This window comes from Rhizobium sp. R693 (genome assembly GCF_002211315.1).
Lineage (GTDB): Bacteria > Pseudomonadota > Alphaproteobacteria > Rhizobiales > Rhizobiaceae > Rhizobium.
This window is the reverse complement of the sequence record NZ_LOKY01000023.1, coordinates 306,755-329,537: the sequence shown is the minus strand read 5'-3', so window position 1 is coordinate 329,537 and position 22,783 is coordinate 306,755. Positions and strand designations below refer to the sequence as shown.

Sequence of the window (22,783 nt, the reverse complement as noted above, 5' to 3'; positions counted from 1 at the left end):
ATCATGTCAGATAATGCCGCAGGAACCGTCATTGTTATCTCCAGCCACGTTGTGCGCGGGTCCGTCGGAAACCGTGCGGCGGTCTTTGCGCTAGAGACCCTCGGTCATCAGGTTTGGGCGCTGCCGACGATCGTGCTGCCGTGGCACCCCGGCCATGGCCGGTCTACACGGCTCGCGTTTGCCGAAGCCGATTTCGACGCGGCGATCGACGATCTCATTCGCGCGCCTTGGATTGGCGAGGTGAAGGCTGTTCTATCGGGGTATTTCGGCAATGCCGCGCAAGCGCGCTCGGTTGCCCGCCTCGTGACGGCTTTGCGCGAGCAGAAGCCAGAGCTGCTTTACGTTTGCGATCCGGTTATGGGGGATCTGGGTGGCCTTTACGTCCCGCAGGCAACGGCCGAGGCAATCAGGGATCATCTGATACCCCTCGCTTCGCTTGCGACGCCTAACCGATATGAGCTCGCCTGGCTCGCTGGCGCGCCCCTTGAAGACAATACCTCGATAATGGAAGCGGCCCTATCGCTGGGGCCGTCACGTATGCTGGTGACCTCAGCCGTACCGATGATGGCAGGAGGCACGGGGAATCTTTACCTCACAGGGCGACATGCGCTGCTGGCGGAACACCGCCTTATCGATAGACCGCCAAATGGCCTCGGTGATCTTCTCGCCGCGCTGTTTCTGTCGCGGCTTCTTTCCGGCATGGAGGACGAGAAGGCGCTTCAGCTTGCAACGGCAAGTGTCTACGAGGTGCTTGCCCGCGCCGTGAAGCGAGGGAGTGACGAATTGACGCTGGCAAGCGACGCGTCAAGCCTCGCAACGCCCATGGCGATGGTGCATATGCGGCGCCTGATGCATCCCGTGCAAAGGCGCAAGGGCTGACACCACGACTAGGCTCGCGATCTTGCAGTGCGATATTGATCTTGTTTGGCGCAGGCTGTAATCGAAGATCATGCAGCGTTTTCCAAACATCCTTCTTGACGGTTATCGTAACTTTATGAATGGGCGTTATGTGGACGCCCGTGATCGCTATAAAGCGCTGGCTGAACACGGCCAGAACCCAAGCACGCTGGTGGTCGCCTGTTCGGACTCACGTGCTGCGCCCGAGTTGATCTTTGATGCGGGTCCCGGCGAACTATTCGTTATCCGCAATGTCGCCAACATGGTGCCGCCTTACGAGCCGGATGGCCATTTCCATGCGACCTCAGCCGCGCTGGAATTCGCGGTTCAGGCTCTGAAGGTTACGGATATCGTTGTCATGGGCCATGGGCGCTGTGGTGGCATCAGGGCAGCCCTCGATCCGAACGCCGAGCCGCTATCGCCTGGCGACTTTATCGGGCGCTGGATGTCGCTCGTCAGGCCGGCGGCGGAGCAGATCGGCGCCAATGACGTGATGACTCCCGCCGAGCGCCAAACCGCCCTCGAGCGTGTCTCGATCCGCAATTCGATCGAGAACCTCCGGACGTTTCCGGACATCAAGGCCCTGGAAGACGCCGGCAAGATTGCACTTCACGGTGCCTGGTTCGATATTTCGACGGGAGAACTGTGGGTCATGGACGCCGAGACCCGCGACTTCATTCGTCCAGAAATCTAAATTAACCAAACAAAGAGCGCGCCGAACCTCGGTTCGGCGCTCGTGGTTTGCGCTGACTTATTCTTAGTTTCCGTCGATCTGCTGGCCGATGTAAGCGATGGCCTGCTGATAGACCGTCGCCGCGTTCCAGCCGGCGATCGCTGCGAAGTTGGGTTCGCCGGGCTGATAGCCGGCACCGGCCTGCCAGCCATGGCCTTTCAGGAAATTGGCAGTCGAGGCGAGCGCGTCAGCGCGCGAGCCGACCATATCGACGCGGCCGTCGCCATCGCCATCGGCGCCGAAGCGCACGACATTGCGCGGCAGGAACTGCGTCTGTCCGATCTCACCATGGGCCGCACCGCGCGCCTGCGGATTGAGGTAACCCTCCGAGACAAGCTGCAATGCCGCATAAAGCTGATCGGTAAAGTAGTCGGAACGTCGGCAGTCGTAGGCGAGGGTCGACACCGCCGACAGCGTATGCTGATTGCCCATATAGCTGCCGAATCCGGTCTCCATGCCCCAAATCGCGATCAGCGGACCAGCCGGTACGCCGAAACGGCGTTCAATCGACGCAAAGAGAGCAGCATTGGCACGCTTCATATTCTTGCCGCGCGAAATGATCGCCGCACCACCGCGCTTCTGCATGAAGGCATCAAAGGAAAGCTTGAAGCTCTTCTGGCCGCGGTCGGCAGCAATCGTCGGTCTGTTGTAAGAGACGTTTGCAAATGCGCGATCGAGAACGGAGGGGCTGACACCGTTTGCGGCCGCCTCTTGCTTGAATTCGCCAACCCAGGCCTCGAAACCAGCGCCGTTGTTGCCGCACTGGGCTGCCTTGGCTGCTGCAGGAACTGCGTGGAGAATGCAGGCGGCAGCAGCTGCCAGCAAAAATTTCGTCATGCGCATGGAGATATCCCGATCTGACTGGCCTTCAAACCGGGCCATCGGCCCGCTTTCGGCAATATTGTCACCGTCTTTGATTTGGCAAGCGCGGGAAGCCGTAAACGGCGAACCCGCGCCAAGAAAAGCCCTTACCTTATTAAGCCGGGCTTAACAAACCATAGTTAACAATTGGTTCAGGCTGCCTGCTTGCGCGGCTTCACAAGTCCGCGATTAATAAGCAGCTCGGCGATCTGGATCGCGTTGAGAGCAGCACCCTTCCGAAGGTTGTCGGAAACCACCCACATGTTCAGGCCGTTCTCGACCGTCGCGTCCTCGCGGATGCGCGAGATGTAGGTCGCATCTTCACCGGCAGACTCATAGGGCGTGATGTAACCGCCGTTCTCGTGCTTGTCGATGACGAGGCAGCCGGGAGCTTCCCGCAGGATGTCGCGTGCCTGGTCGGCCGTGATCTCGCTTTCGAACTCGATGTTGACCGATTCAGAATGGCCAATGAAGACCGGAACGCGAACTGCCGTGCAGGTCACCTTGATCTTCGGGTCGAGCATCTTCTTGGTCTCGGCGAGAACCTTCCACTCTTCCTTCGTGTAGCCGTCTTCCATGAAGCTGTCGATGTGCGGAATGACATTGAAGGCTATGCGCTTCGTGAACTTCTTGTTCTCGATCGGATCCGCGACGAAGACGGCTCGCGTCTGGTTGAACAGCTCGTCCATGCCATCCTTGCCGGCGCCGGAAACGGACTGATAGGTCGAAACGACGACACGCTTGATCTTGGCGAAGTCGTGAAGCGGCTTGAGCGCCACCACGAGCTGCGCAGTCGAGCAGTTCGGGTTGGCGATGATGTTGCGCTTGCTGAACTGGGTAACGGCGTCCGGGTTCACTTCAGGAACGATCAGCGGCACGTCCGCGTCGTAGCGCCACGCCGACGAGTTGTCGATGACGACGCAGCCCTGGGCACCGATCTTGGGCGACCACTTCTTGGAGACCTCGCCGCCAGCCGACATCAGGCAGATATCGGTGTCGGAGAAATCGTAATTCTCGAGGTTTGCGACCTTCAGCGTCTTATCGCCGTAAGAAACCTCGGTACCCTGCGAGCGCGCGGATGCAAGCGCGACGACTTCATCGGCGGGAAAACCGCGCTCGGAGAGGATATTGAGCATTTCCCGGCCAACATTTCCGGTCGCTCCCGCAACTGCAACTTTAAAACCCATTTCTCAAGCTCTCTTTCTCTTCTCTCCTCTTATCCGGTGAGGGGGAAAGCGCGAAAATATCGCGGCTTCCTTGTCCCCAGCCGAGCCGGGGAGAGAGCGGCAGGCCAGAGACGTCAGACGGTTTTCGTCGTCGTTTTGGCCTTGGTTTTGGAAGAAACCGGAACGGCAATATCCATCCCGGCACCTTGTGCCCGGTCATTGCATGCAGCAATGGCGTGTTCGTCGCGAACCATGGATATTCCTTTTCCGCCGTTGCTCTTAAAAGGTTTTCCACAGGAGTCAAGGTTTTTGCGATCAGATACGAAGGGGTGACGATGGGCCGACAATCGCAGCAGACTGATGCCGCTGGCGTCTAGCGCCGATCCCGCGATCGATCAACGCGTACAGGAACCGGCACCATCCCTCGGCTGGGCAACCTGTTTCGGTCGCCTGCCTCGAGCTTGCGCTTGCGTTCAAGATGGTAGGCGTAGGCGAACTGGATGGCGATGCCGATAACCACAAGGACTGGCCCGATGATCCGGTCGTGGTTGTTGATGTAGAGCACCACCTGACCGACCATCGCCAGGATAGTACCGGCGACAAAGATGTTCAGCGAGTGGCGGCCGAGAACGGTCAGCGGATGGTCCGCTGACCGGCGCAGCAGGCGTGAGATTGCCGGAATATTGATGACGAGATACGTCAGCGCCAGAACGTGCAACAGCCTCGGCAGAGACAGAAATGTTTTGTCGAAACCTGTCAGTACCGGCGGCAGGCCGAGCGCTGCCAACGCAATTCCGAAGCTCCAGAGTTGGCCGACCACCCAGGCAAAGGACAATACGACGTAAGCCGCTGCAGCGGCAAAGAGGATCGGGTGCTGAGGCAGTTTGCCTCCACGGCGCACATGCATCATGCCAACGATGCCGATCGTGAAGAGGAATTGCCAGGACAGTGGATTGAGGAACCAATAGCCCTCAATCAGCATGTTATGAGGCGCAATCTCATATACGCCCGCAAACAGCCAAACCGTGCCGGAGACGGCCAGCGCGAGAAGAGGGCTTGCCGCGTTAAGCAGAAGGATGACCGGCACCATCAGCATCAAGGCCCCGTACATCGGCAGGATGTTGTTGTAGCCAATCTGGTGTCCCAACAGCACCAGCGAGGGAATGCCAGCCTTCAGATTGGTCAAGACGGCGAGGATGTTGATCTCGCACAGCAGGCCAGGTCGGTGGAAGATCCAAGCGCCGGTAAGGAACAGGGCGAGCGTCATGAACGTCGTTATCATGTGAGCCAGATAAAGCGTAAACGCCCGCTTCGTGGCCTTGGCCGTCGTCAGCAGCCATGCGCTCGGCTCAAAGCGCGTACCATAGGCCAAGCCGACCGCAATGCCCGAGATCAGAACGAAGGCTTCGGCCGCATCTGAGAAGCCGAAATTCTTGGTTGTAAGATTCTCGAAAATCTGACCGGGAACATGATTGATGAAAATCGTGATGAGCGCCAGTCCGCGTAGAACGTCCAATCTCGTATCACGTTTCGGCGTCGCTACCGTCACAGAACGTTGCTTGGCGCCAATCGTCCCCTCGAGCGCTATTGCCATGGACTTCTCCTGCTTTTCCGATTTGCAAACGCAGTTGCGGCCAAAAGGTTTCCCTTTTGGCCGCAACGAAACGCCGGATGATTAGCTAGGAAAAATGCTGTTATCCGACCGGATATCCCTCGTCGGGATCGGTGACTTCGCGTCCGTTGATGGTCACATCGTAACCTCTCGGATGGGACGATTTTGAGACCGAAATGAGGTATTTAGCACCTGCGTGCTCAATCTCGGCGGAGAAGCCGTCCCAGGCACTCGCCAGCGCTGGACGCACGTACAAGCGGCCATCCCTCACCCTGATGCCGAGGATGCCCTCGATGACCGCGCGATAGAGCCAGCCTGCGGATCCTGTATACCAAGTCCAACCACCGCGACCGCTCAGCGCGCCCTCACCGTAGACGTCAGCTGCGATGATATAGGGTTCGACGCGATAGCGTTCCGCCGAAACCGGGTCGCGGGCATGACTGATTGGATTCAGCAATTCAAAGCAACGCAGGGCATCGTCGCCGCGGCCAAGTTCAGCCAGCGCCAAGACAACCCAAGTCGCGGCATGGGTGTATTGGCCACCATTTTCTCGAACGCCTGGCGGGTAGGCCTTGATGTAGCCAGGATCCTTAGCCGAGTTCGCAAAGGGCGGTGTGAAGAGCCGAATGATCCGTGCCTCTGGATCGACCAGCTTATCCAGCACGGAGTTCATCGCCTTCGCCGAATGCGCCGGATCCCCCTCCCCGGACAGCACGCTCCAGGACTGGGCGATCGAATCGATCTGGCATTCGAGGCTTTCCTTGGAGCCAAGCAAGCTGCCATCATCGAACGTGCCGCGCCGGTAGTGGGCGCCATCCCAGGCGACGGTTTCGAGCGCTGCCTTGAGCGCGGCCAGGTGCTGGGTCCACCGCTCAACGCGTGCCTTGTCGCCACGGTCCTCCGCATATGCCGAGAACGAACGCAGCGCGCCCGCCAGGAACCAGCCGAGCCAGACGCTCGTTCCCTGTCCGCCAATGCCGACACGATTCATGCCGTCGTTCCAATCGCCTCCGAGGAAGAGCGGCAGGCCGTTCTTGCCTGTTCGGGCGATCGCGAGATCCAGCGCGATGGCAGCGTGTTCGTAGACGCTCGCCTTATCTTCGGAGACTTCGGGCAGATAGAAGGAGTCGTGCTGCCCCTCGAGGAGTGCCGGCCCTTCCAGGAAGGCGAGTTGTTCGTCGAGGACGCTCTTGTCTCCCGTAACGCTGCAATAGTGATGGATCGCATAGGCGAGCCAAACCACGTCGTCCGAAATCATCGTCCGGACGCCAGCGCCGGTGCCCGGCAACCACCAATGCTGAACGTCGCCCTCGCGGAACTGGCGCGAGGCGGCATTCAGGATTTGCTTGCGGGCAATCGACGGCTCATGGATGACGAATGCCAACGTATCCTGCAACTGATCGCGGAAGCCGAAGGCACCGCTTGCCTGGTAGAAGGCCGTACGCGCCATGATGCGGCAGCCCAGGCTCTGGTACGGCAGCCAGGTATTGATCAGGTTGTTCATGCTCTGATCGGGCGTGGAAATCTGCAGCTTCCCGGTGAAACTCTGCCAGAACGCACGGTTTGCCTGGACAACGTCCTCGAAGGCAACCTTGCGGATATCATTGATTAACGCCCGCGCCTCGGCCTTCGTCTTGGTATCACCGAGGAAGAAGCAGACATCGCGCTCCTCGTCCGGTCCGATCTCGATATCGATCGCGAGAACCGCTGCCGGGTCGCCGTCGAGCTCCGTCGCGCCGGAAAGGCCGGCTCCCGAATTCAGGGCGTGCGGCGCCTGAATCGTACCTGTCTTGCCGATAAATTCGCGGCGGCTGGCCGTAAAGCTGGACGGCTTCTCACCGGCAACAAAGAAAGCGACCCGACCGGAATAATCGATGCTGTAGTTGTTGCTTGCAAACAGTGCGCCAGTCTCCTCGTCGTGCTCCGAGAGGATGAACGGTGCAGACTTCTGCGCATTGTTGCCCAGAACCCACTCGACGTACCCGTAGATCCGCAGCTTCCTTGGCTTGGAGCTGGCATTGCGTAGCCGGATTCGCTGCAGCTTGATCGGCTTTTCGCGATCAACCGTCTGCGTCACCTCAAGCGCGATTTCGTTCTGTACGCTGGAGAATACCGAATAGCCCAGACAATGTCGTGCTTCGAAGCGGATATCTTGCCGCGTCGAGAGGTTTGCGAACGGAGTCAGTACCGCGCCACTGTCCCGATCGACGACGTAGATCGCTTCACCAGGGCGGTTGATGACTGCGTCATTCGACCACGACGTCAGCTGATAGTCGCGGGAGTTTGTGCTCCAGGTGAACCCCGCTCCTTCTGCCGACACATGGAAGCCGAATTTTTCATTCGAGATGACATTGATCCACGGGTGCGGCGTCGCGTGACCTCCGGGAAGGCGGACGACATATTCGCGCCCATCGCCGGCGAAGCCGCCGATACCGTTCCAGTAATTGAGATCGCCTTCTTCCTCGACCACGACCTTGGATGGTCGTGAGGCTGGCGTCGGGGCGATCCGCTTGACCGGTGACTTCGCGCGGTCGGCACGCTCCAGCTCCTGCTGCTCTTCTTTGCTTGGGGAAAACAGCGCGACGGCACGATTGATCTGATCGATAATCTTGCCGTTCTTGGCATGGAGCGTGACGCGGGAGGCCGAGATCAGTGCATGGTACGTTGATTCTTCCATCAGATCCTTGCGGACCGTGAAAATGTGCTGGCGCAAGCCATCGGCCTGTCCCATGCGGCGAACATTCTCCGCCATCTGATCGACTGCGTGCTGCATGTCCTGCGCATAGGATGACGCGCGCTCGTTCATGATGACCAGATCGGCGGTGACGCCTCGCGAGCGCAGGTATTCCTGCGCAAGCAGCGCTTCCCTGACGATGTCGAGATCCATGTCGTCGTTTACGCGTAACGTGAAGATCGGGAAATCGCCGGAGATCGCCAGCGGCCAAAGTGATGACTGCGACTGCATGCCTGCGGCGACTGCGGCCGCATCGGCGCGCAGATACATATCCGGATAAACCAGATGGCGACCCAGATGCTGGAAGGCTGCCGCCTGCTGGGACGTCACGCCGACATGGCGCATCTGAATCTGCGTGCGGGTCCAGGCCTGGACGAGCTCGTGGTTGAAAGCGTCCGCGTGGCGATACCGGTCAACGGCCTGATCCGCCTCGTTGCGGCTCGGCGCAGCGATAGTCCAGAAGATGACGCTGACTTTCTTGCCGGGCGGTACACGCACGGTGCGGCGAAGTGAGACAACCGGATCGAGGGTGAAGCCGTCAGTGCCGGAAAGGGTTGAGCCGGGATCGAAGGCGGCAGCGTTCGCGAGGCTGCGCCCACGGCCGAGGAACTTGCGGCGGTCCGTTTCGAACTCGGTGTGGCGCGAAGAGCCGGAGTTGTCGACGATGAGGTGGGCAACGGCCATGTTCGGCTCGTTCGGATCACGCTTGTTGCGCTCGACGCGGATGACGTCCCCACGCTTGCCGATCTCCGTCTTGACGAACATGCGAGCGAATGCCGGATGGGCGTTGTCGACGTCGTCTGTCGCAAGGACAGGCTCGAGATAGGAAGTTACCTCGATAAATCGATCCTCCGTCCCCGAGTTGATAAGCGTCAGTCGGCGTGCTTCGGCGTCATGCTCGGTGGCGACAATGCATTCGACCTCGCTCGTGAGGTCGCCCACCGTCTTGGTGAACTCCGCCTTTTCGTCGGCGAAGAGAACCTTGACCTGCTCGCCCTCGACACTCTTCGGCTCCGTGGTTGCCGACCACCATTCGTTGGTCGCCGTATCGCGGAGGAAGATGAAGGTGCCCCAGCGATCCTCGGTCGGATCGGCTTTCCAGCGGGCAACCGATTGGCCGTTCCACCGTGAATAGCCGGCGCCCGTTGCGGTCAGCATCAGCGAGTAGTGGCCGTTCGAGAGGAAAACCAGCTCACGATCGCGCGAGGCCGGATCATAGATCTTGCGCAGTTCAGGACGCAATAGATCGTCCTGAATGCTGGCTGGCGTATCGGACTCGTGTTTACCGCTCATGACCGGAATATCCCGCGGTGCCTTCTCTTGCAGAAGGAGTTCGGCAGCCTCGATCACCGGATCCGAGTGGAAGAGTTCGCGCAAGTGGCCATTGAAGGCGACGTTCGCGACGGCCGCGATCGACATGCCATGGTGGTGAGCATAGTAGTTATAGACGACCGCGCAAGTCTTGCCTTCAGGCAGGCGGGTCGGCGTAAAGTCGACGGCGTCGTGGAAACCGAACTTGCCGAGTGCGCCGAGTTTGCGCAGGCGCTGGAGATTTTCAAGCGCCGCGTCGGGATTATACTGGCTGGCAAGGATGGAAGCGTAGGGCGCGATAACCGCATTGTGGCCGAGGCCCCGCTTCAGGCCGAGCGACGGTACGCCGAAGTTCGTGTACTGGTAGTTGAGGTTATGGTCGCGCGCATTGAACGCCGCTTCCGAAATACCCCACGGAATCCCCAGCTTGCGGGCATGGTTCATCTGCTCGACCACGACCAGGTTGTTGGTCTGGTTGAGGATACCTCCACCGCGTTCCTGCATGACGAGCGGCGGCATCAGGTACTCGAACATCGAGCCGGACCACGAGACAAGCGCACCACGCGAGCCGACTGGAACGACCTGGCGGCCGAGACGGTACCAATGTTCCGTCGGCAGATCGCCCTTGGCGATGCCGAACAGGCTGGTGAGGCGGCATTCCGAGGCCAGCAGGTCGTAGCAGGCCTGATCGAGCTCGCCGCTTTCCACGCGGTAGCCGATCGAGAGCAGGCGCCTTTCGGGCCGGAACAGGAAGCCGAAGTCCATCGAGAAGGCGAGGTCGCGGGCCTTGTCGCGCAAGGCAATCAGGCGCGGACGCAGCGCATCGATGTTGGACAGATCGAAGGTGCTGTCCGAGATGTGGGCTTCGCAAACCTTGACAAGAGACTCGGCCCAGCGCGTGACCTCGACGCTCAAGGCGGACTTCACCTCATGATCGAGGTTGGCAGCGAGCTTTTGAATGTCGCGCGCGAGAACGGCGAGGTTGATGATGCGGATCGATGCGAACTCGTGCTCGCGCTTGACCGCTGCCAGCGCGTTCTGGAAGCCGATGATACGCTCTTCCAGACGACGACGCAGCGGGCGGACCGTCTTGCGGTCGTCCGGCAGTTCCGACAGCACTTCCGCGAGGATGCCTGCGGTGTCGCCGACACCATCGAGATTGCCTTGCATATGGGCGGAGGGCGCTTCCGCCCAGTTGCGGCAGGCCGATGAGATCGCGATCAGGTGGCCGGCGAGGTTACCACTGTCGACCGCCGAAACATAGCGCGGCCCGAGCGTTTCAAGACTATCCGTGTGGTACCAGTTAAAGAGGTGCCCGCGGAATTTCTCCATCTTGTCGATTGTCGCGATCGTCTGTTCCAGCCGATCGATGGTTTCCTCGAAGGAGAACCATCCGAAATGCCGGCCAGACACGACGGACAGCAGATAGACGCCGATATTGGTCGGGGAGGTGCGCGTCGCGACGATTACGTGCGGCGTCTCCTGTATGTTGTCCGGTGGCAGATAGTTCTGTTCGGCGGTGGTGAACGTCTCGAAATAGCGCCACGTGCGGCGGGCGATCTTGCGAAGCTCGCTGGAAACGGAATCGGCGACTTCAAGCCGGTCTTCCGTCTCTGCCGACTGGCTGACATAGTAGGCGACCAGCGGTGAGAGGATCCAGAGAAGCGCGAAGGGAACGCCGACGAGATAGGCCTTGTCGCCGGAGAGCGCCGCAAAAGCCAGTGCAAACAAGGCCAGCACCGGCGCATGCCACATCGCCCTATAATAAGAGAGGATCGTTCCCTGCTTGCCGGCCTGGACGCTGGCAGCCGTTCGCCATTGCAGCATCAGCTTGTGGCTGACAAAGAGGCGATAGAGCGAGCGGCCGATAGCATCGGCCATCATGCATGCGGAATCGGCGATGAAGATAATCCGAAGAGCGACCTGCGCGTTGGCGGCACGGATATCGGACCAGACGGTGTAGAGATGGGCGCGGGCGACGATATCGCTGGTCCGCGGGATGATGCCGTTGATGAGGGAGAGCGTCGGGGCGACGAACAGGCAGAAAATCAATAGGATCTGCCACACGAGCGCGCCAAGCGGGGCCATGAAATACCAGCCAAGCACCGAGGCGAAGAACCATGCGATTGGCGTCAGCGATCGGCGGAGGTTGTCGAACATCTTCCAGCGCCCGAGCCCGGTGACGCCGTGCTTCGGATTGAACATGTATGGCAGTAGCTGCCAGTCGCCACGCGCCCATCGATGCTGGCGCGAGGTTTCGACCTCATAGCGGGTCGGGAAATCCTCGACGAGTTCCAGATCGGTGACGAGCGCGCAGCGGGCCATCGAACCCTCTAGCAGGTCGTGGCTGAGTACCGAGTTTTCATCGATACGGCCCTTCAGCGATGCTTCGAAGGCATCGACATGATAGAGGCCCTTGCCGGTGAAGGTGCCCTCACCCGCCAGATCCTGATAGACGTCGGAGACGGTAAAGACGTAGGGGTCGAGACCACGGTTGATCGAGAAGACTCGCTGGAAGACCGAGGCATCCTTGCCTGTCGTCAGCGACGGCGTGACGCGCGGTTGCAGCACGCCATAGCCGCTTTCGACGCGACCGCTGGCCGGATTGATCACCGGACGGTTGATGGGATGATAGAGCTTACCGGCGAGCTTGGTGACCGCATCGCGCATGAGGCGCGTGTCGGCATCGAGCGTCATCACGTACTGAACGTTTGCCGGTACGATATTTGCGCCCGGGAGATAGGTGGTATCGCGGTCGCCGCGGAGCAGCAGATTCAATTCATGCAGCTTGCCGCGCTTGCGCTCCCATCCCATCCAGGCGCCTTCGGCTGGATTGTAGAGTCGACGACGATGCAGGAGGTAGAAGCGCGTCTTGCCATCGAAGGCATAGCGCGCAGAGAGGTTCGCAACTTCGCGGCGGGCATAGTCCAGCACCTCGAGATCGGCGGATGTTTCCTCGACCTGGCTGTCCGGCCAGTCGCTGAGAAGCGCGAAGTAGATTTCACCACGTGGGTTGGCGAGGTAGTGAACTTCGAGATTGCGGACGAGTTCATCGACGCTGTCGCGGTTGGAGATGAGGCAGGGGACGACCAGTAGTGTCCGGGCTTCCTCGGGAATGCCCTCCTTGAACTCGTAGCCGACCAACCGGGCCGGTGTCACGAAGAACGACAGCACCGTATTGAAGAGACCAGTTGCTCCTTCCGAGGCAGGGAGGGAGAACATGACCAGTAGGATCGCGATCTCAAGCGGCCCCATGCCGGCATTGGCCATGAACTTGCCGACGATTGCCATGGCAATGATGGTGAGCAGGATGACCGGTGCGGCAATCGAAAGCCAGTTGAAACGGCGGACGGTTCGGACGAAGTGCTGCGTTGCGGTCGGGCTATAGTTCGCGCGCGCTTCGAGCTTTGGCCTCTGAGCGCCCGTCAGGAAGCCGCCGACATTCGGTTCGTGCGGCTGCGTCTCGCCGGAGGTCTTCGCCTCCTCAGTCATGTCGAGCGCCAACTGGGCGATCTCCATTTCCGACAGGGGCGAGCGCTTCGCAAGCTTTTCAATCTGCTTGCGGTACTTGTTGCGCGAACCGGAATCGAGATCGCCGTAGTCTGAATGATCCCACAGCAGCTTGTCGACATGGCTGACTTGTTCGACCCAGACCGACCATTCCGTGTCGTCGATCTCGCGCAGACCGCGGATGATGTTACCCATCGTGACGTTACCGGAGGACAAGCGGCTGTGCTCCGCCATCGTCGTCTCGTCGGTGTCGCGACCGAGGGCTTCAAGGCGTTCATCGAGCCAAGCGATCGCCACGCTCGATGCCTGCGACCCATCGCGCATGCGGTAGAGGAATTGTGTTGCGAAGGTATTGTCTTCGGCAAGAGACTCGAGCGACCTGAGATACTCGGCCGCCTTTGCCGGGTCCGTCAGCCGCACAAGCTCATCTGCAGCCTCGTTGGCACGCCGGCGTAACCGGCGGCTGCGCTCGACGCGGATCGAAATGCGACGCAGATTTTCCACGAGCACATAGCGAACAAGCGACGGCAATGCCCAGAGTTCACCGATCCTTAGTGTTTCGCTCTGCTGGAAGCCATCGACCAGGGCCGTCAGGCTTTCCTGCGAGATCGAGCTGTGGGTGTGGGCGACATAAAGCCATGCGAGTGCCAGAGTGCGTGGGATCCGTACACCGCCGACGTCGATCGTCGGCAGTTCTCGGTAGAAGCGCCGCGGGAAATCACGACGGATTTCCTGGATCGCTTCCTCGACGATATAATGGTTGTCGAGCAGCCATTCAGCTGCGGGAGTGATCGTTTCACCCGATTCCACGTCCGTTGCCGTCGTGCGGTAAACCCGCAGGATTTCCTTCTCGTTTTCCTTGTGCCGCGCGAAGAAATCGAACGGTGCAAAAGCGGGCAGCGAGTCGACGCCGTGGGCGGCGACGGAGGCGCCTATTCCCCTGATATCCTCGATGGAAAGATAGGTTGAGCGGATCGAGTCATTGTGATCGATCTGCTTCGTTTCGGACTCGCGGGACGGGCTCGGAGACGTGGCGGAAATGGACATGGGTTCGGTTCTGGATCCAAGCAAAGTTATGATGATTTGCGTAGCCTTTTGCACTGCCAAATATGACTACCACATGAACAGCGCCGAGGTTTCGTGATCTCGGACAGCAAGATCGAAACGGCAATCAATCGACGATGCGAAACGGTTTAAACGCGACGTGTGCAGGCTACGCGCGAAGACGGCTCCGTTGCGCCCTCCACCCTTTTGGAGCCATTTTCGAGAAAGTTGGACACCATTGCGATAATTCAAGTCAAGATGTTTCAAAGGATGCAATCCGGCGGCGTGCGGATATCACCTGCGGTCGAAAGGAAACCGGCGCTCAGGCAAGCGCCGGTTTGCGATTTCACATCAGCGTTTTTTCGTCAGGCGCGCCGCATGAGGCGCATGACCAGCGAGACAACGAACAGGATTATGAAGATGAAGAAAAGCACCTGAGCGATGGATGCCGAAGCACCTGCAATGCCGCCAAAGCCCAGTACGCCGGCAATCAGCGCTACAACGAGAAATACAAGTGCATAATAAAGCATGGCGATCTCCTTTGTCTTTGCTGATCAAATAACGGGAGGTCGCCCTATTGGTTCCGTTGGAGGTCCAAGGTCTGGTTCAGCCAAATAGAAAAGGCGCGTCCAAATCGACGCGCCTTTGAAAATACCGGCAGCCAAACGTGGTCTGGGGCAGCATCCTTCGTCTGCCGCAACTCTACGTACTCTTTGGCTTAACTTACGATGCCAAAGACGAGGGCTGCGACGAAAACAAATGCCGCCGTGACAAGGGTTGCGTGAACTGCAAGCTGGATCTTGCTACGGGTCGTGCCAGGCTTCTTGGTCTGGACGGAACCATACTGATTCACATGAGCGTGCGAGATACCCAAGTCTGCCATGTGCTACCTCCGTTTCTCCGCGCTTCTTTTTTCGTTAGAGCGTTTTCTTATTTTCTCTATCTGATAGGTAGAGATAAAATTCTGTCCTGCCAGGGGGACGTTAAAAAATCCGTCCCTTCAGCGATCAGACGAGAGTTCTCCACGCCCAGAGCAAGGAACGATCCTCTCCGCTACCCTGACGGATCTTGGCCGGCGCTTCGGGTGTTTCGAGGAGCCGCCGGTCTTTCTCTGCGGGAATGGAAGTCGAGACCGGAGCTTCTCTATCGGTTTTGGCCGGTGGATGCAGATATCCCATGGTCATGCCGCCGAGAAAAAACATGCCTGATCTCCATGATCACGAAAATTAACGGGCGTTAACCGGATCATGACAGAAGTAAGGCAAGTGTCAATAGTCTAGTTGAATGGTCGTGTTTTAGTCGATCGTTAAGGCTGAGGCCCGGAGAGTCCCAGCGAAATCAATTCGTTGAAAGAATTGCCCTTCAAGCTTTGACAAAACCCTTGCTGGCGACCATCAAATTTCGCGTGTAATCCTCGGTTACTGCTGCCTGCGCCAGTTGGGCCGAGGTTAAGCGCTCGACGACGGCCCCGTTTCGCATCACCGCCAGTTGATCGCACATGTGGGTGACGACGCCGAGATCATGACTGACCATGACGAAGGTAAGGCTGCGATCTCGCCGCACCTGCTCGAGCAGGTTCAGAACCTCCGCTTGTACGGAAGCGTCAAGAGCCGAGGTCGGCTCATCAAGCAAGAGGATGGACGGTTCGACGATCAGTGCGCGGGCAATCGCAACGCGTTGGCGCTGGCCACCGGAAAGCTGATGCGGGTAACGGAAGCGGAAACCGTTTCCAAGCCCGACCTCATCGAGGGCGCGGGCAATCCGCGTGTCGCTATCGCCGATGCCGTGTATCGCCAGCGGCTCGAGCAGCAGGCGATCTATGGTCTGGCGAGGGTGCAGGGATCCATAAGGATCCTGGAAAACCATCTGCACCTGTCTGTAGAAGGCCTTTGATCGCTTCGAGCCGGCGAGCGGCTCGCCCTGAATTTTGATGGAGCCGCTTGCCACCGGTGCCAAGCCGGCAACGGCACGAAGCAGCGTCGATTTTCCCGATCCGGATTCACCGACCAGGCCGAATGACTCGCCGGTTTCGATATCGACACTGACATCCTTCAGCGCGTGGAAGTGATCATAGATCACACTCAGCTTGTCGACTGAAAGTGCAACGCTCATGCGGCCCACTCCGGCTTGCGATCGAGGACCGGCAACGGATGCCTGCTTTCGCCAATTTGGGGCATGCAGTTCAACAGGCCCTGCGTATAGGGATGGCGCGCATTCTTAAGCTCGGATGCCTTGAGTTCTTCGACGACCTTGCCGGCATACATAACGATGACGCGGTCGCAGAAGGATGAGACGAGGCGCAGGTCGTGGGATACGAAGATCAGCCCCATGCCGCGTTCCGACACGAGCCGATCCATGATCCTGAGAACGTCCAGCTGGACCGTGACATCGAGCGCGGAGGTTGGTTCGTCGGCGATTAACAACTCCGGATCGGCAATCAACATCATCGCGATCATGGCGCGCTGGCCCATGCCGCCCGAGACCTCGTGAGGATAGAGGTCGAATACTCGTTTCGGATCGCGGATCTGCACGGCCTCCAACATGGCAAGAGCCCGGTCGCGCGCCTCTGCCTTGCCGACGTTTTCGTGAGTCCTCAGCGTCTCGCAGATCTGCCGACCAATCGACATAACGGGGTCCAGTGAATATTTCGGATCCTGCAGAACCATCGCGATGCGTTTGCCACGCAACCGGCGGCGTTGCTTGGCGGATGCGGCGAGAAGATCAATGCCGTTGAAATCGAGCTTGTCGGCCGAAACGATGCCGTGCTTCGGGGTCAGACCCATGATGGCGCGCCCCGTCTGGGATTTGCCGGAGCCGGACTCGCCGACGATGCCGAGGCGTTCCTTGCCAAGTGTAAACGAGACACCGCGGACGGCTTCGATCACGCCGGTGCGCGTCGGATAACTGACCTTGAGGTTTTGGACGGTGAGGAGATCCGTCATTGGCCGCTCTCCTTGGGGTCGAGCGCATCGCGCAAGCCGTCGCCGAGCAGGTTGAAGCCGAGGCTCACGATCAGGATGGCGAAACCCGGCATGGCTGCCACCCACCACTGATCCAGGATGAAGCGCCGCCCAGACGCAATCATCGCGCCCCATTCGGGAAGCGGCGGCTGCGCGCCGAGACCGAGGAAGCCGAGGCCGGCAGCCGTCAGGATGATGCCGGCCATATCGAGCGTCACGCGAACGATGAGCGAGGAAAGGCAAAGCGGCATCACGTGCCGGACCACAATCCGCAAGGGTGATGCGCCCATCAGCTTGACCGCAGAAATGTAGTCGGATCGCCGCACGGTTAGCGTCTCCGCACGTGCGATGCGCGCGTAGGGCGGCCAGGAGGTGATCGCAATCGCGATGATTGCGTTCTGTATGCCAGGTCCAAGAGCCGCGACGAAAGCGAGGGCAAGCACCAGCTTGGGGAAGGCGAGGAAGATATCGGTAACGCGCATCAGCGTCGCATCAACCCACCCGCCGGCATAACCCGACACCGTTCCAACGATCAGGCCGATCGGCGCCGAGATGGCCGCGACGAGAACGACGACGAGTAGTGTCAAGCGGGAGCCGTAAATGAGACGCGAATAGATATCGCGGCCCTGATCGTCCGTGCCCAGCATGTAACCCTCGGTGCCGGGCGGCAGCAGACGAGCGTTCTTCAGGTCGCCCACGATCGGCGAATGGGTTGCGAGCAAGTTCGCAAAGGCAGCCACAAACACGAGGGCGATGATGATCACGAGACCTACGACGGCCAGGCGGTTTGCGGTGAATTGCCGCCAGGTCACGTAGGCTCGGCCCAAGCGAGCCTGCGTGCGTGACTGCGGCCGATCGGAAAGCAACCACTCACGGCGGCTCAGCGGTGCTGATTGATTTGCGGGAACCGTCATCGGCTTCGCGTCCTAGGGTCAAGCGTCCGGTAGAGAAGGTCGGACAGAAGATTGATGCCGATGAAGACCGTGCCAATGACGATGGTACCACCGAGGACAGCGTTCATATCCGCGTTCTGAAGGGAATTGGTGATGTAGAGTCCGATACCTGGCCAGGAGAAAACCGTCTCCGTGAGCACCGAACCCTCAAGCAAGCTGGCATACGAGAGTGCGATGACGGTGACGAGGGGTACGGCGGCGTTGCGTAGCGCATGACCCCAGATCACCCTGGTTTCCGAGAGCCCCTTGGCGCGCGCCGCAACCACATATTCCTGGCTCAGTTCGTTGAGCATGAAGCTGCGGGTCATGCGGCTGATGTAGGCAAGCGAGAAGTAGCCGAGCAGCGAGGCGGGCAGAATGATATGGCGGAAGACGTCGTAGAAGACGTCCCATTGGCCCTGCATGGCGCTGTCGAGCAGATAGAAGCCGGTTATCGGCGTGAAGCTGTATTCGAAGACGATATCGATGCGGCCGGGGAAGGCAACCCATCGCAATTGCGCGTAGAAGATCACAAGCGAGATGAGCGCTAGCCAGAATATCGGCACGGAATAGCCGATCAGGCCGATCACACGGACGATCTGGTCGGCCATGCTGCCTCGGCGAACGGCGGCCAGCACACCGAGCGGCACGCCGATAACCGAGCCGATGATCGTCCCGAGCGTTGCGAGCTCGATCGTTGCGGGAAAAACGCGCCTAATGTCGACCATCACGGGGTTGGTGGTCAGAACGGAGGTTCCGAAGTCACCCGAAAGAATGCTCTTCAGATAAATGTAGAACTGCTGGTAGAGCGGCAGGTCGAAGCCGAGCTCGCGACGGACACGTTCAACGACATGCGCGGGCGCGCGGTCGCCGAGAATCGCAAGGACTGGATCAATCGGCACGACGCGGCCAATGAAGAAGGTCACGGCCAAAAGGCCAAGATAAGTCGTGACAGCGGCGACAAGAAATCGCCCGACCGCTTTGGCAATGGGAACGGCACGGCCCTGTTTGGGCCGTGCCTCCATCTTTGTTTCAACGATGCTCAACGGATCAATCCTGCCGGATTATTCCTTGCCGATCGGGCCGACATAGTTGGTGTCGAAACTCGGGCCGAGTTTGAAGTCCGTCAGGCTTTTGCGGGCGCCTGCCACTTCGATCTGCTGGAAAATGATCACGAAGGGGCTGTTGGCGAGGAACTTCTTCTGAATGTCCTCATACATGGCAGCGCGCTTTGCGCCGTCACGTTCGAGCAAGGCAGCCTTCGTTTCCTTCTCGAGTTCGGGCGCTTCCCAGGTATTGCGCCATGCGAGCGTCTTGACCGTACCGGCGTCCGAGTTGTCCGGGTTGGTGGTGAAGGTATCGGCATTCGAGTTCGGGTCGAAGTAGTCCGAACCCCACTGGCCGATGTACATGTCGTGCGTACGCGCACGGAACTTCGTCAGGGTCTGCTTGCCGTCGCCGGGGATGATTTCCATCTTGACGCCGGCCTGGGCGAGCGACTGCTGCATGGATTCCGCAATACCAGTTACCGGCTGCGTGTTGCGGACGTCCATCGTCACCGAGAAGCCGTCCTTCAGGCCGGCTTTCGCAAGCAGTTCCTTGGCCTTGGCCACATCGAGCTTGTACGGATTTTCATCAAGCGCACCGAGCTGGCCCTTCGGCAGGAAGGTCTGGTGGATTTCGCCGATGCCCTTGATGAGGGTCGAGCCAATCGCATCGTAGTCGACGAGGTATTTGAAGGCTTCCTGAACTTCCGGCTTCTTCAGGTTCTCGTTCTTGGAGTTGAGGCTGACGTAGTAGACGGTGCCCTTCGGCGCGCTGACGGTCGTCAGGTCGGCATTCTTGGAGACTGCATCCAGATCACCGGGTTCCAGGTTGCGGGCGACGTCGATATCGCCTGCTTCCAACGCAAGGCGCTGCGCCGAGCTTTCCTTCATAAAGCGATAGATGACGCGGTTCAGCTTCGCCTTATCGCCATAGTAATTGTCGTTGCGTTCCATCACGACAACTTCGTTGGCACGCCACTCGCGCAGCTTGAAGGCACCGGAGCCGGCGTAACCGGTCTTCAGCCATTCGTTGCCGAAATCGTTGTCATACTTGTAGTCGGCGCTCGGCGTCACGGACTTGACGTGATCCATGACCAGCTTCTTGTCGACAACCGAGGCAACGGTTGCCGTCAAGCAGTTTAACACGAAGCTCGGCGCATAGGGCTTGTCGACGGTGAAGACGAAAGTGCTTTCATCCGTCGCCTTTGCCTTCTCGGTGACGTTGTCGCCATTGATGCCGAACTGGGTGATGATGAATGCCGGGCTCTTGTCGAGCTTGACGGCTCGCTCGAAGGACCATGCGACGTCTTCGGCGGTGATCGGATTGCCGGACGCGAACTTCATCCCGGGCTTCAGCTTGAACGTATAGGTCAGGCCATCGTCGGAAACCGTCCAGCTGTCGGCGAGGTCGCCCTTGACCTTCGACGTGTCGCTCATGTCGAGACGGACGAGCAGGCTATAGGTGTTGCTCGTGACTTCGGCCGTCGACAGCTCGAACGCCTCGCCGGGGTCCATGGTGATAATGTCGTCGATGGCGAAGCCTTCGACCAGCGTGTCCTTCGGCGTTTCCGCGAAGGCAGCGGGTGCGGCGGCCATCATGATCGACAGAGCGGCGCCTGCCGAAAGCAGACGGAAAGTGCGGTTAAATTTGCTGACTATCATGGTTTTTGTTCCCCTGTTTTCCATTTCAATGCAAAGCGATAGGCAAGCTTAGGCGGCCTCTTCTCCCCACGCCGAAGCCAGAATTCTCAGCCAGTTCCCGCTGGCCAATTTTTCGAGATCTCGTGCACAATAGCCAACACGCTGGAGGGCGACAATCAGCTTCTGGTTACCTGCGGCATCCCCGATTTCTTCGGGAATGGTCGCGCCGTCAAAGTCCGAGCCGAGCGCGACGCAGTCGATGCCGACGCGCTCGACGAGATAGTCGATGTGTCGCACCATGTCGCTGAGCGGTGTGTCACCATCGGAACGACCGTCGCTACGCAGCATTGCAGTCGCGTAGTTCACGCCAACAAGGCCGCGCCTTTCTCTGATGGCGTCGAGCTGCTTGTCGGTGAGGTTGCGGGCAACCGGCGTCAGCGCGTGAGCGTTGGAGTGGCTGGCGACGAGCGGCTGATCGGTCGTCTTTGCGACATCCCAGAAGCCCTTCTCCGTGATGTGCGCCAGATCGATCAGAATGCCGAGCCGGTCGCATTCGCGTACCAGGGCAAAGCCGGCCTCCGTCAGGCCGGGCGCGGTGTCCGGCGACATGGGGAAGGCGAAGGGCACGCCGTGGCCGAAGATATTGTGACGGCTCCACACAGGTCCCAGCGACCGCAAGCCGGCGGCATGGAATACTTCGAGTGCCGCCAGGTCCGCCCCGATGGCCTCGCAACCTTCCATGTGCATGACGGCCGCAAAGACGCCATCGGCCATTGCCTGGCGGATCTCCTTGACAGTGCAGCATAGGCGCCAGGCGCCAGCGCGGTCCAGGCGAAGCGCGATCGCGGCCATTTCCGTGGCGATCCTCAGCGAGGAAAGCGGCTCCAGCGGAGCGGCAAGTGGCGTGACGTAGTGGCCATTCTTGTCGGGATCGGCAAAAACGAGATCACCGGAGGGCACGTAAATTGCGCAGAGCCCACCTGCCAGTCCGCCAGCCTTGGCGCGCGGGGCATCGATATGGCCCAGATCGATGCCGTCTGAGAATTCAGCGACCGGATCGCCGCCATCCCGTTCATGTGTCCAAAGCCGGAGGAGGACGTCGTTGTGGCCGTCGAATACCAATTGCATCTGCGTTCCTGTGTGCCCGGGCGGGCGATATGAAGAGCGCAGAATAGAAAAGCTAGCGGAATACGCTACCCTTTTTTTCAGAAATCTTCCTGTTCCGTATCGATGGTTAGCGGAAACGAAAAACGGGGGCCGAGGCCCCCGTTCCGAATTGCTTTCGTCAATGCTTCGCGCGTTTCTTTTGTCGATAAACGTCGATCACGACGGCGGCCACAATGATCAGTCCTTTGACGATCTCCTGGTAATAGGCATCAACCCTAAGGAAGGTGAAGCCCGAGGTCATCACGCCGAGAATGATCGTGCCGATAACTGTGCCGGTGATACGGCCGACGCCGCCTGTCAGAGACGTGCCGCCGATAACGGTCGCGGCAATGGCGTCCAGTTCGTACATGACGCCCATGCCAGCCTGCGCGGTCTGGGCGCGGGCCGCCGTGACCACGCCGGCAAGACCCGCCAGCAGACCGGCGATCGCGTAAACCTTGATCAGGTGGGCTTCGATATTGATACCGGATACGCGTGCGGCCTGCAGATTAGCGCCGATTGCGTAGGTGAACTTGCCGTAGCGGGTATAGCGCAGAGCAATATGGAAGATCAGCGCAACGACGAGGAACACAATCACGGGCCAAATGCCTGTCCCGATGAAGTTGAACTGGTCGGTGAGACCGGAGACAGGTTGACCCTTGGTATACCACTTGGAAATGCCGCGTGCCGAGACCATCATGCCAAGCGTGGCGATAAACGGCGGGATCTTGGTCCTTGCGATCAGCTGCCCGTTGATAAAGCCCGCTGCGAGGCCGATGAGGAGACCGACGCCGATCGGGATGAAGAATGGCAGGTCCGTCAGCGAAGGATAGAGCGCCCGCGGCCAGGTCGATGCCTGCGCAAAGCTTGCCGCAATCATCGCCGTCATGCCAACGACAGAGCCGGATGACAAGTCGATGCCGCCGGTGATGATGACTTGTGTCACACCCACCGCGATGATGCCGATGACGGAGACCTGAAGGATCATGATCGTCAGGCGCTGCGAATTGAACAGGAAACTCTGGCCGATAAAGATCCAGCCGAGAATTTCATAGATAAGCGCAATGCCGATCAGGACGAGAAAAATACTGAGCTCGGGCGGAACGCGCCGTCTGCGAGCGCGCGTTGCGAGTGGGGCTGTGGCCTCAGCTGCGTTTGTATTCATGAATATCCTCCCTTCGGTTCCCGAG

Annotated in this window: 17 protein-coding genes; 2 read left to right on the top strand and 15 right to left on the bottom strand. The window is 59.5% G+C overall.

What is annotated here, in order from left to right; genetic code table 11:
- Positions 1-3: 3 nt before the first annotated feature.
- Together pdxY and ATY79_RS19220 are read left to right on the top strand one after the other, a co-directional pair.
- Positions 4-879, top strand: coding sequence for a pyridoxal kinase PdxY (pdxY, locus tag ATY79_RS19225; RefSeq protein WP_088704607.1), 876 nt, complete (start codon positions 4-6; stop codon positions 877-879).
- Between the two features lie 70 nt (positions 880-949).
- Entirely contained in the window at positions 950-1,591 is a 642-nt protein-coding gene (locus tag ATY79_RS19220; protein WP_088704606.1) for a carbonic anhydrase, read from the top strand.
- A gap of 63 nt (positions 1,592-1,654) precedes the next feature.
- Here ATY79_RS19220 and ATY79_RS19215 read toward each other — a convergent pair whose 3' ends face one another.
- The 15 genes from ATY79_RS19215 to ATY79_RS19150 all read right to left on the bottom strand — a co-directional run bounded on the left by ATY79_RS19215 (position 1,655) and on the right by ATY79_RS19150 (position 22,758).
- The gene (locus tag ATY79_RS19215) at positions 1,655-2,473 is read right to left on the bottom strand and encodes a lytic murein transglycosylase (RefSeq protein ID WP_088704644.1); all 819 of its coding nucleotides are present in this window, start codon (positions 2,471-2,473) and stop codon (positions 1,655-1,657) included.
- 170 nt (positions 2,474-2,643) lie between these two features.
- A complete protein-coding gene (locus ATY79_RS19210) occupies positions 2,644-3,678 on the bottom strand; it encodes an aspartate-semialdehyde dehydrogenase (protein WP_028747250.1) in 1,035 nt (344 codons plus the stop codon).
- A gap of 113 nt (positions 3,679-3,791) precedes the next feature.
- Complete coding sequence (locus tag ATY79_RS19205; RefSeq protein WP_088693155.1) at positions 3,792-4,004, bottom strand: hypothetical protein; 213 nt, start codon at positions 4,002-4,004, stop codon at positions 3,792-3,794.
- A 26-nt stretch (positions 4,005-4,030) separates the two neighbouring features.
- Positions 4,031-5,251 carry an OpgC domain-containing protein gene (gene opgC / locus ATY79_RS19200; RefSeq protein ID WP_088693154.1) on the bottom strand — a complete coding sequence of 407 codons (1,221 nt, stop codon included), beginning with the start codon at positions 5,249-5,251 and terminating at the stop codon, positions 4,031-4,033.
- A gap of 100 nt (positions 5,252-5,351) precedes the next feature.
- On the bottom strand, positions 5,352-13,871 hold the full coding sequence (locus tag ATY79_RS19195) for a glucoamylase family protein (RefSeq protein WP_088704605.1): 8,520 nt from the start codon (positions 13,869-13,871) through the stop codon (positions 5,352-5,354).
- Between the two features lie 362 nt (positions 13,872-14,233).
- Positions 14,234-14,398, bottom strand: a complete 165-nt coding sequence (locus tag ATY79_RS19190; RefSeq protein WP_088693152.1) for a DUF1328 domain-containing protein — start codon at positions 14,396-14,398, stop codon at positions 14,234-14,236.
- Positions 14,399-14,586: 188 nt separating this feature from the next.
- Positions 14,587-14,751, bottom strand: coding sequence for a hypothetical protein (locus tag ATY79_RS30955; RefSeq protein WP_189637160.1), 165 nt, complete (start codon positions 14,749-14,751; stop codon positions 14,587-14,589).
- A 124-nt stretch (positions 14,752-14,875) separates the two neighbouring features.
- On the bottom strand, positions 14,876-15,070 hold the full coding sequence (locus tag ATY79_RS19185; RefSeq protein WP_088704604.1) for a hypothetical protein: 195 nt from the start codon (positions 15,068-15,070) through the stop codon (positions 14,876-14,878).
- Between the two features lie 160 nt (positions 15,071-15,230).
- Positions 15,231-15,980 carry an ABC transporter ATP-binding protein gene (locus ATY79_RS19180; protein ID WP_088693150.1) on the bottom strand — a complete coding sequence of 250 codons (750 nt, stop codon included), beginning with the start codon at positions 15,978-15,980 and terminating at the stop codon, positions 15,231-15,233.
- Positions 15,977-16,810, bottom strand: a complete 834-nt coding sequence (locus ATY79_RS19175) for an ABC transporter ATP-binding protein (RefSeq protein WP_088693149.1) — start codon at positions 16,808-16,810, stop codon at positions 15,977-15,979. Before ATY79_RS19175 ends, ATY79_RS19180 begins: the two co-directional genes overlap by 4 nt.
- On the bottom strand, positions 16,807-17,742 hold the full coding sequence (locus tag ATY79_RS19170; protein WP_088704603.1) for an ABC transporter permease: 936 nt from the start codon (positions 17,740-17,742) through the stop codon (positions 16,807-16,809). The genes ATY79_RS19175 and ATY79_RS19170 overlap by 4 nt, the downstream gene beginning before the upstream one ends.
- Complete coding sequence (locus ATY79_RS19165) at positions 17,739-18,806, bottom strand: ABC transporter permease (RefSeq protein ID WP_189637159.1); 1,068 nt, start codon at positions 18,804-18,806, stop codon at positions 17,739-17,741. The genes ATY79_RS19170 and ATY79_RS19165 overlap by 4 nt, the downstream gene beginning before the upstream one ends.
- Before the next feature lie 18 nt (positions 18,807-18,824).
- On the bottom strand, positions 18,825-20,468 hold the full coding sequence (locus ATY79_RS19160; protein WP_088693146.1) for an ABC transporter substrate-binding protein: 1,644 nt from the start codon (positions 20,466-20,468) through the stop codon (positions 18,825-18,827).
- A gap of 48 nt (positions 20,469-20,516) precedes the next feature.
- Positions 20,517-21,575: a dipeptidase gene (locus tag ATY79_RS19155; RefSeq protein ID WP_088693145.1), complete on the bottom strand. Its 1,059-nt coding sequence runs from the start codon at positions 21,573-21,575 to the stop codon at positions 20,517-20,519.
- Positions 21,576-21,732: 157 nt separating this feature from the next.
- Positions 21,733-22,758 (bottom strand): ABC transporter permease, encoded by a 1,026-nt coding sequence (locus tag ATY79_RS19150; protein ID WP_088693144.1) that lies wholly within the window; start codon positions 22,756-22,758, stop codon positions 21,733-21,735.
- Positions 22,759-22,783: the final 25 nt, after the last annotated feature.

Coding starts and splice junctions, on each gene's coding strand:
- ATY79_RS19175 (WP_088693149.1), bottom strand. CDS start 16,810: ATGACGGATCTCCTCACCGTCCAAAACCTCAAGGTCAGTTATCCGACG.
- ATY79_RS19210 (WP_028747250.1), bottom strand. CDS start 3,678: ATGGGTTTTAAAGTTGCAGTTGCGGGAGCGACCGGAAATGTTGGCCGG.
- ATY79_RS19170 (WP_088704603.1), bottom strand. CDS start 17,742: ATGACGGTTCCCGCAAATCAATCAGCACCGCTGAGCCGCCGTGAGTGG.
- ATY79_RS19180 (WP_088693150.1), bottom strand. CDS start 15,980: ATGAGCGTTGCACTTTCAGTCGACAAGCTGAGTGTGATCTATGATCAC.
- opgC (WP_088693154.1), bottom strand. CDS start 5,251: ATGGCAATAGCGCTCGAGGGGACGATTGGCGCCAAGCAACGTTCTGTG.
- ATY79_RS19150 (WP_088693144.1), bottom strand. CDS start 22,758: ATGAATACAAACGCAGCTGAGGCCACAGCCCCACTCGCAACGCGCGCT.
- ATY79_RS19160 (WP_088693146.1), bottom strand. CDS start 20,468: ATGATAGTCAGCAAATTTAACCGCACTTTCCGTCTGCTTTCGGCAGGC.
- ATY79_RS19190 (WP_088693152.1), bottom strand. CDS start 14,398: ATGCTTTATTATGCACTTGTATTTCTCGTTGTAGCGCTGATTGCCGGC.
- ATY79_RS30955 (WP_189637160.1), bottom strand. CDS start 14,751: ATGGCAGACTTGGGTATCTCGCACGCTCATGTGAATCAGTATGGTTCC.
- ATY79_RS19215 (WP_088704644.1), bottom strand. CDS start 2,473: ATGCGCATGACGAAATTTTTGCTGGCAGCTGCTGCCGCCTGCATTCTC.
- ATY79_RS19220 (WP_088704606.1), top strand. CDS start 950: ATGCAGCGTTTTCCAAACATCCTTCTTGACGGTTATCGTAACTTTATG.
- pdxY (WP_088704607.1), top strand. CDS start 4: ATGTCAGATAATGCCGCAGGAACCGTCATTGTTATCTCCAGCCACGTT.
- ATY79_RS19155 (WP_088693145.1), bottom strand. CDS start 21,575: ATGCAATTGGTATTCGACGGCCACAACGACGTCCTCCTCCGGCTTTGG.
- ATY79_RS19195 (WP_088704605.1), bottom strand. CDS start 13,871: ATGTCCATTTCCGCCACGTCTCCGAGCCCGTCCCGCGAGTCCGAAACG.
- ATY79_RS19185 (WP_088704604.1), bottom strand. CDS start 15,070: ATGTTTTTTCTCGGCGGCATGACCATGGGATATCTGCATCCACCGGCC.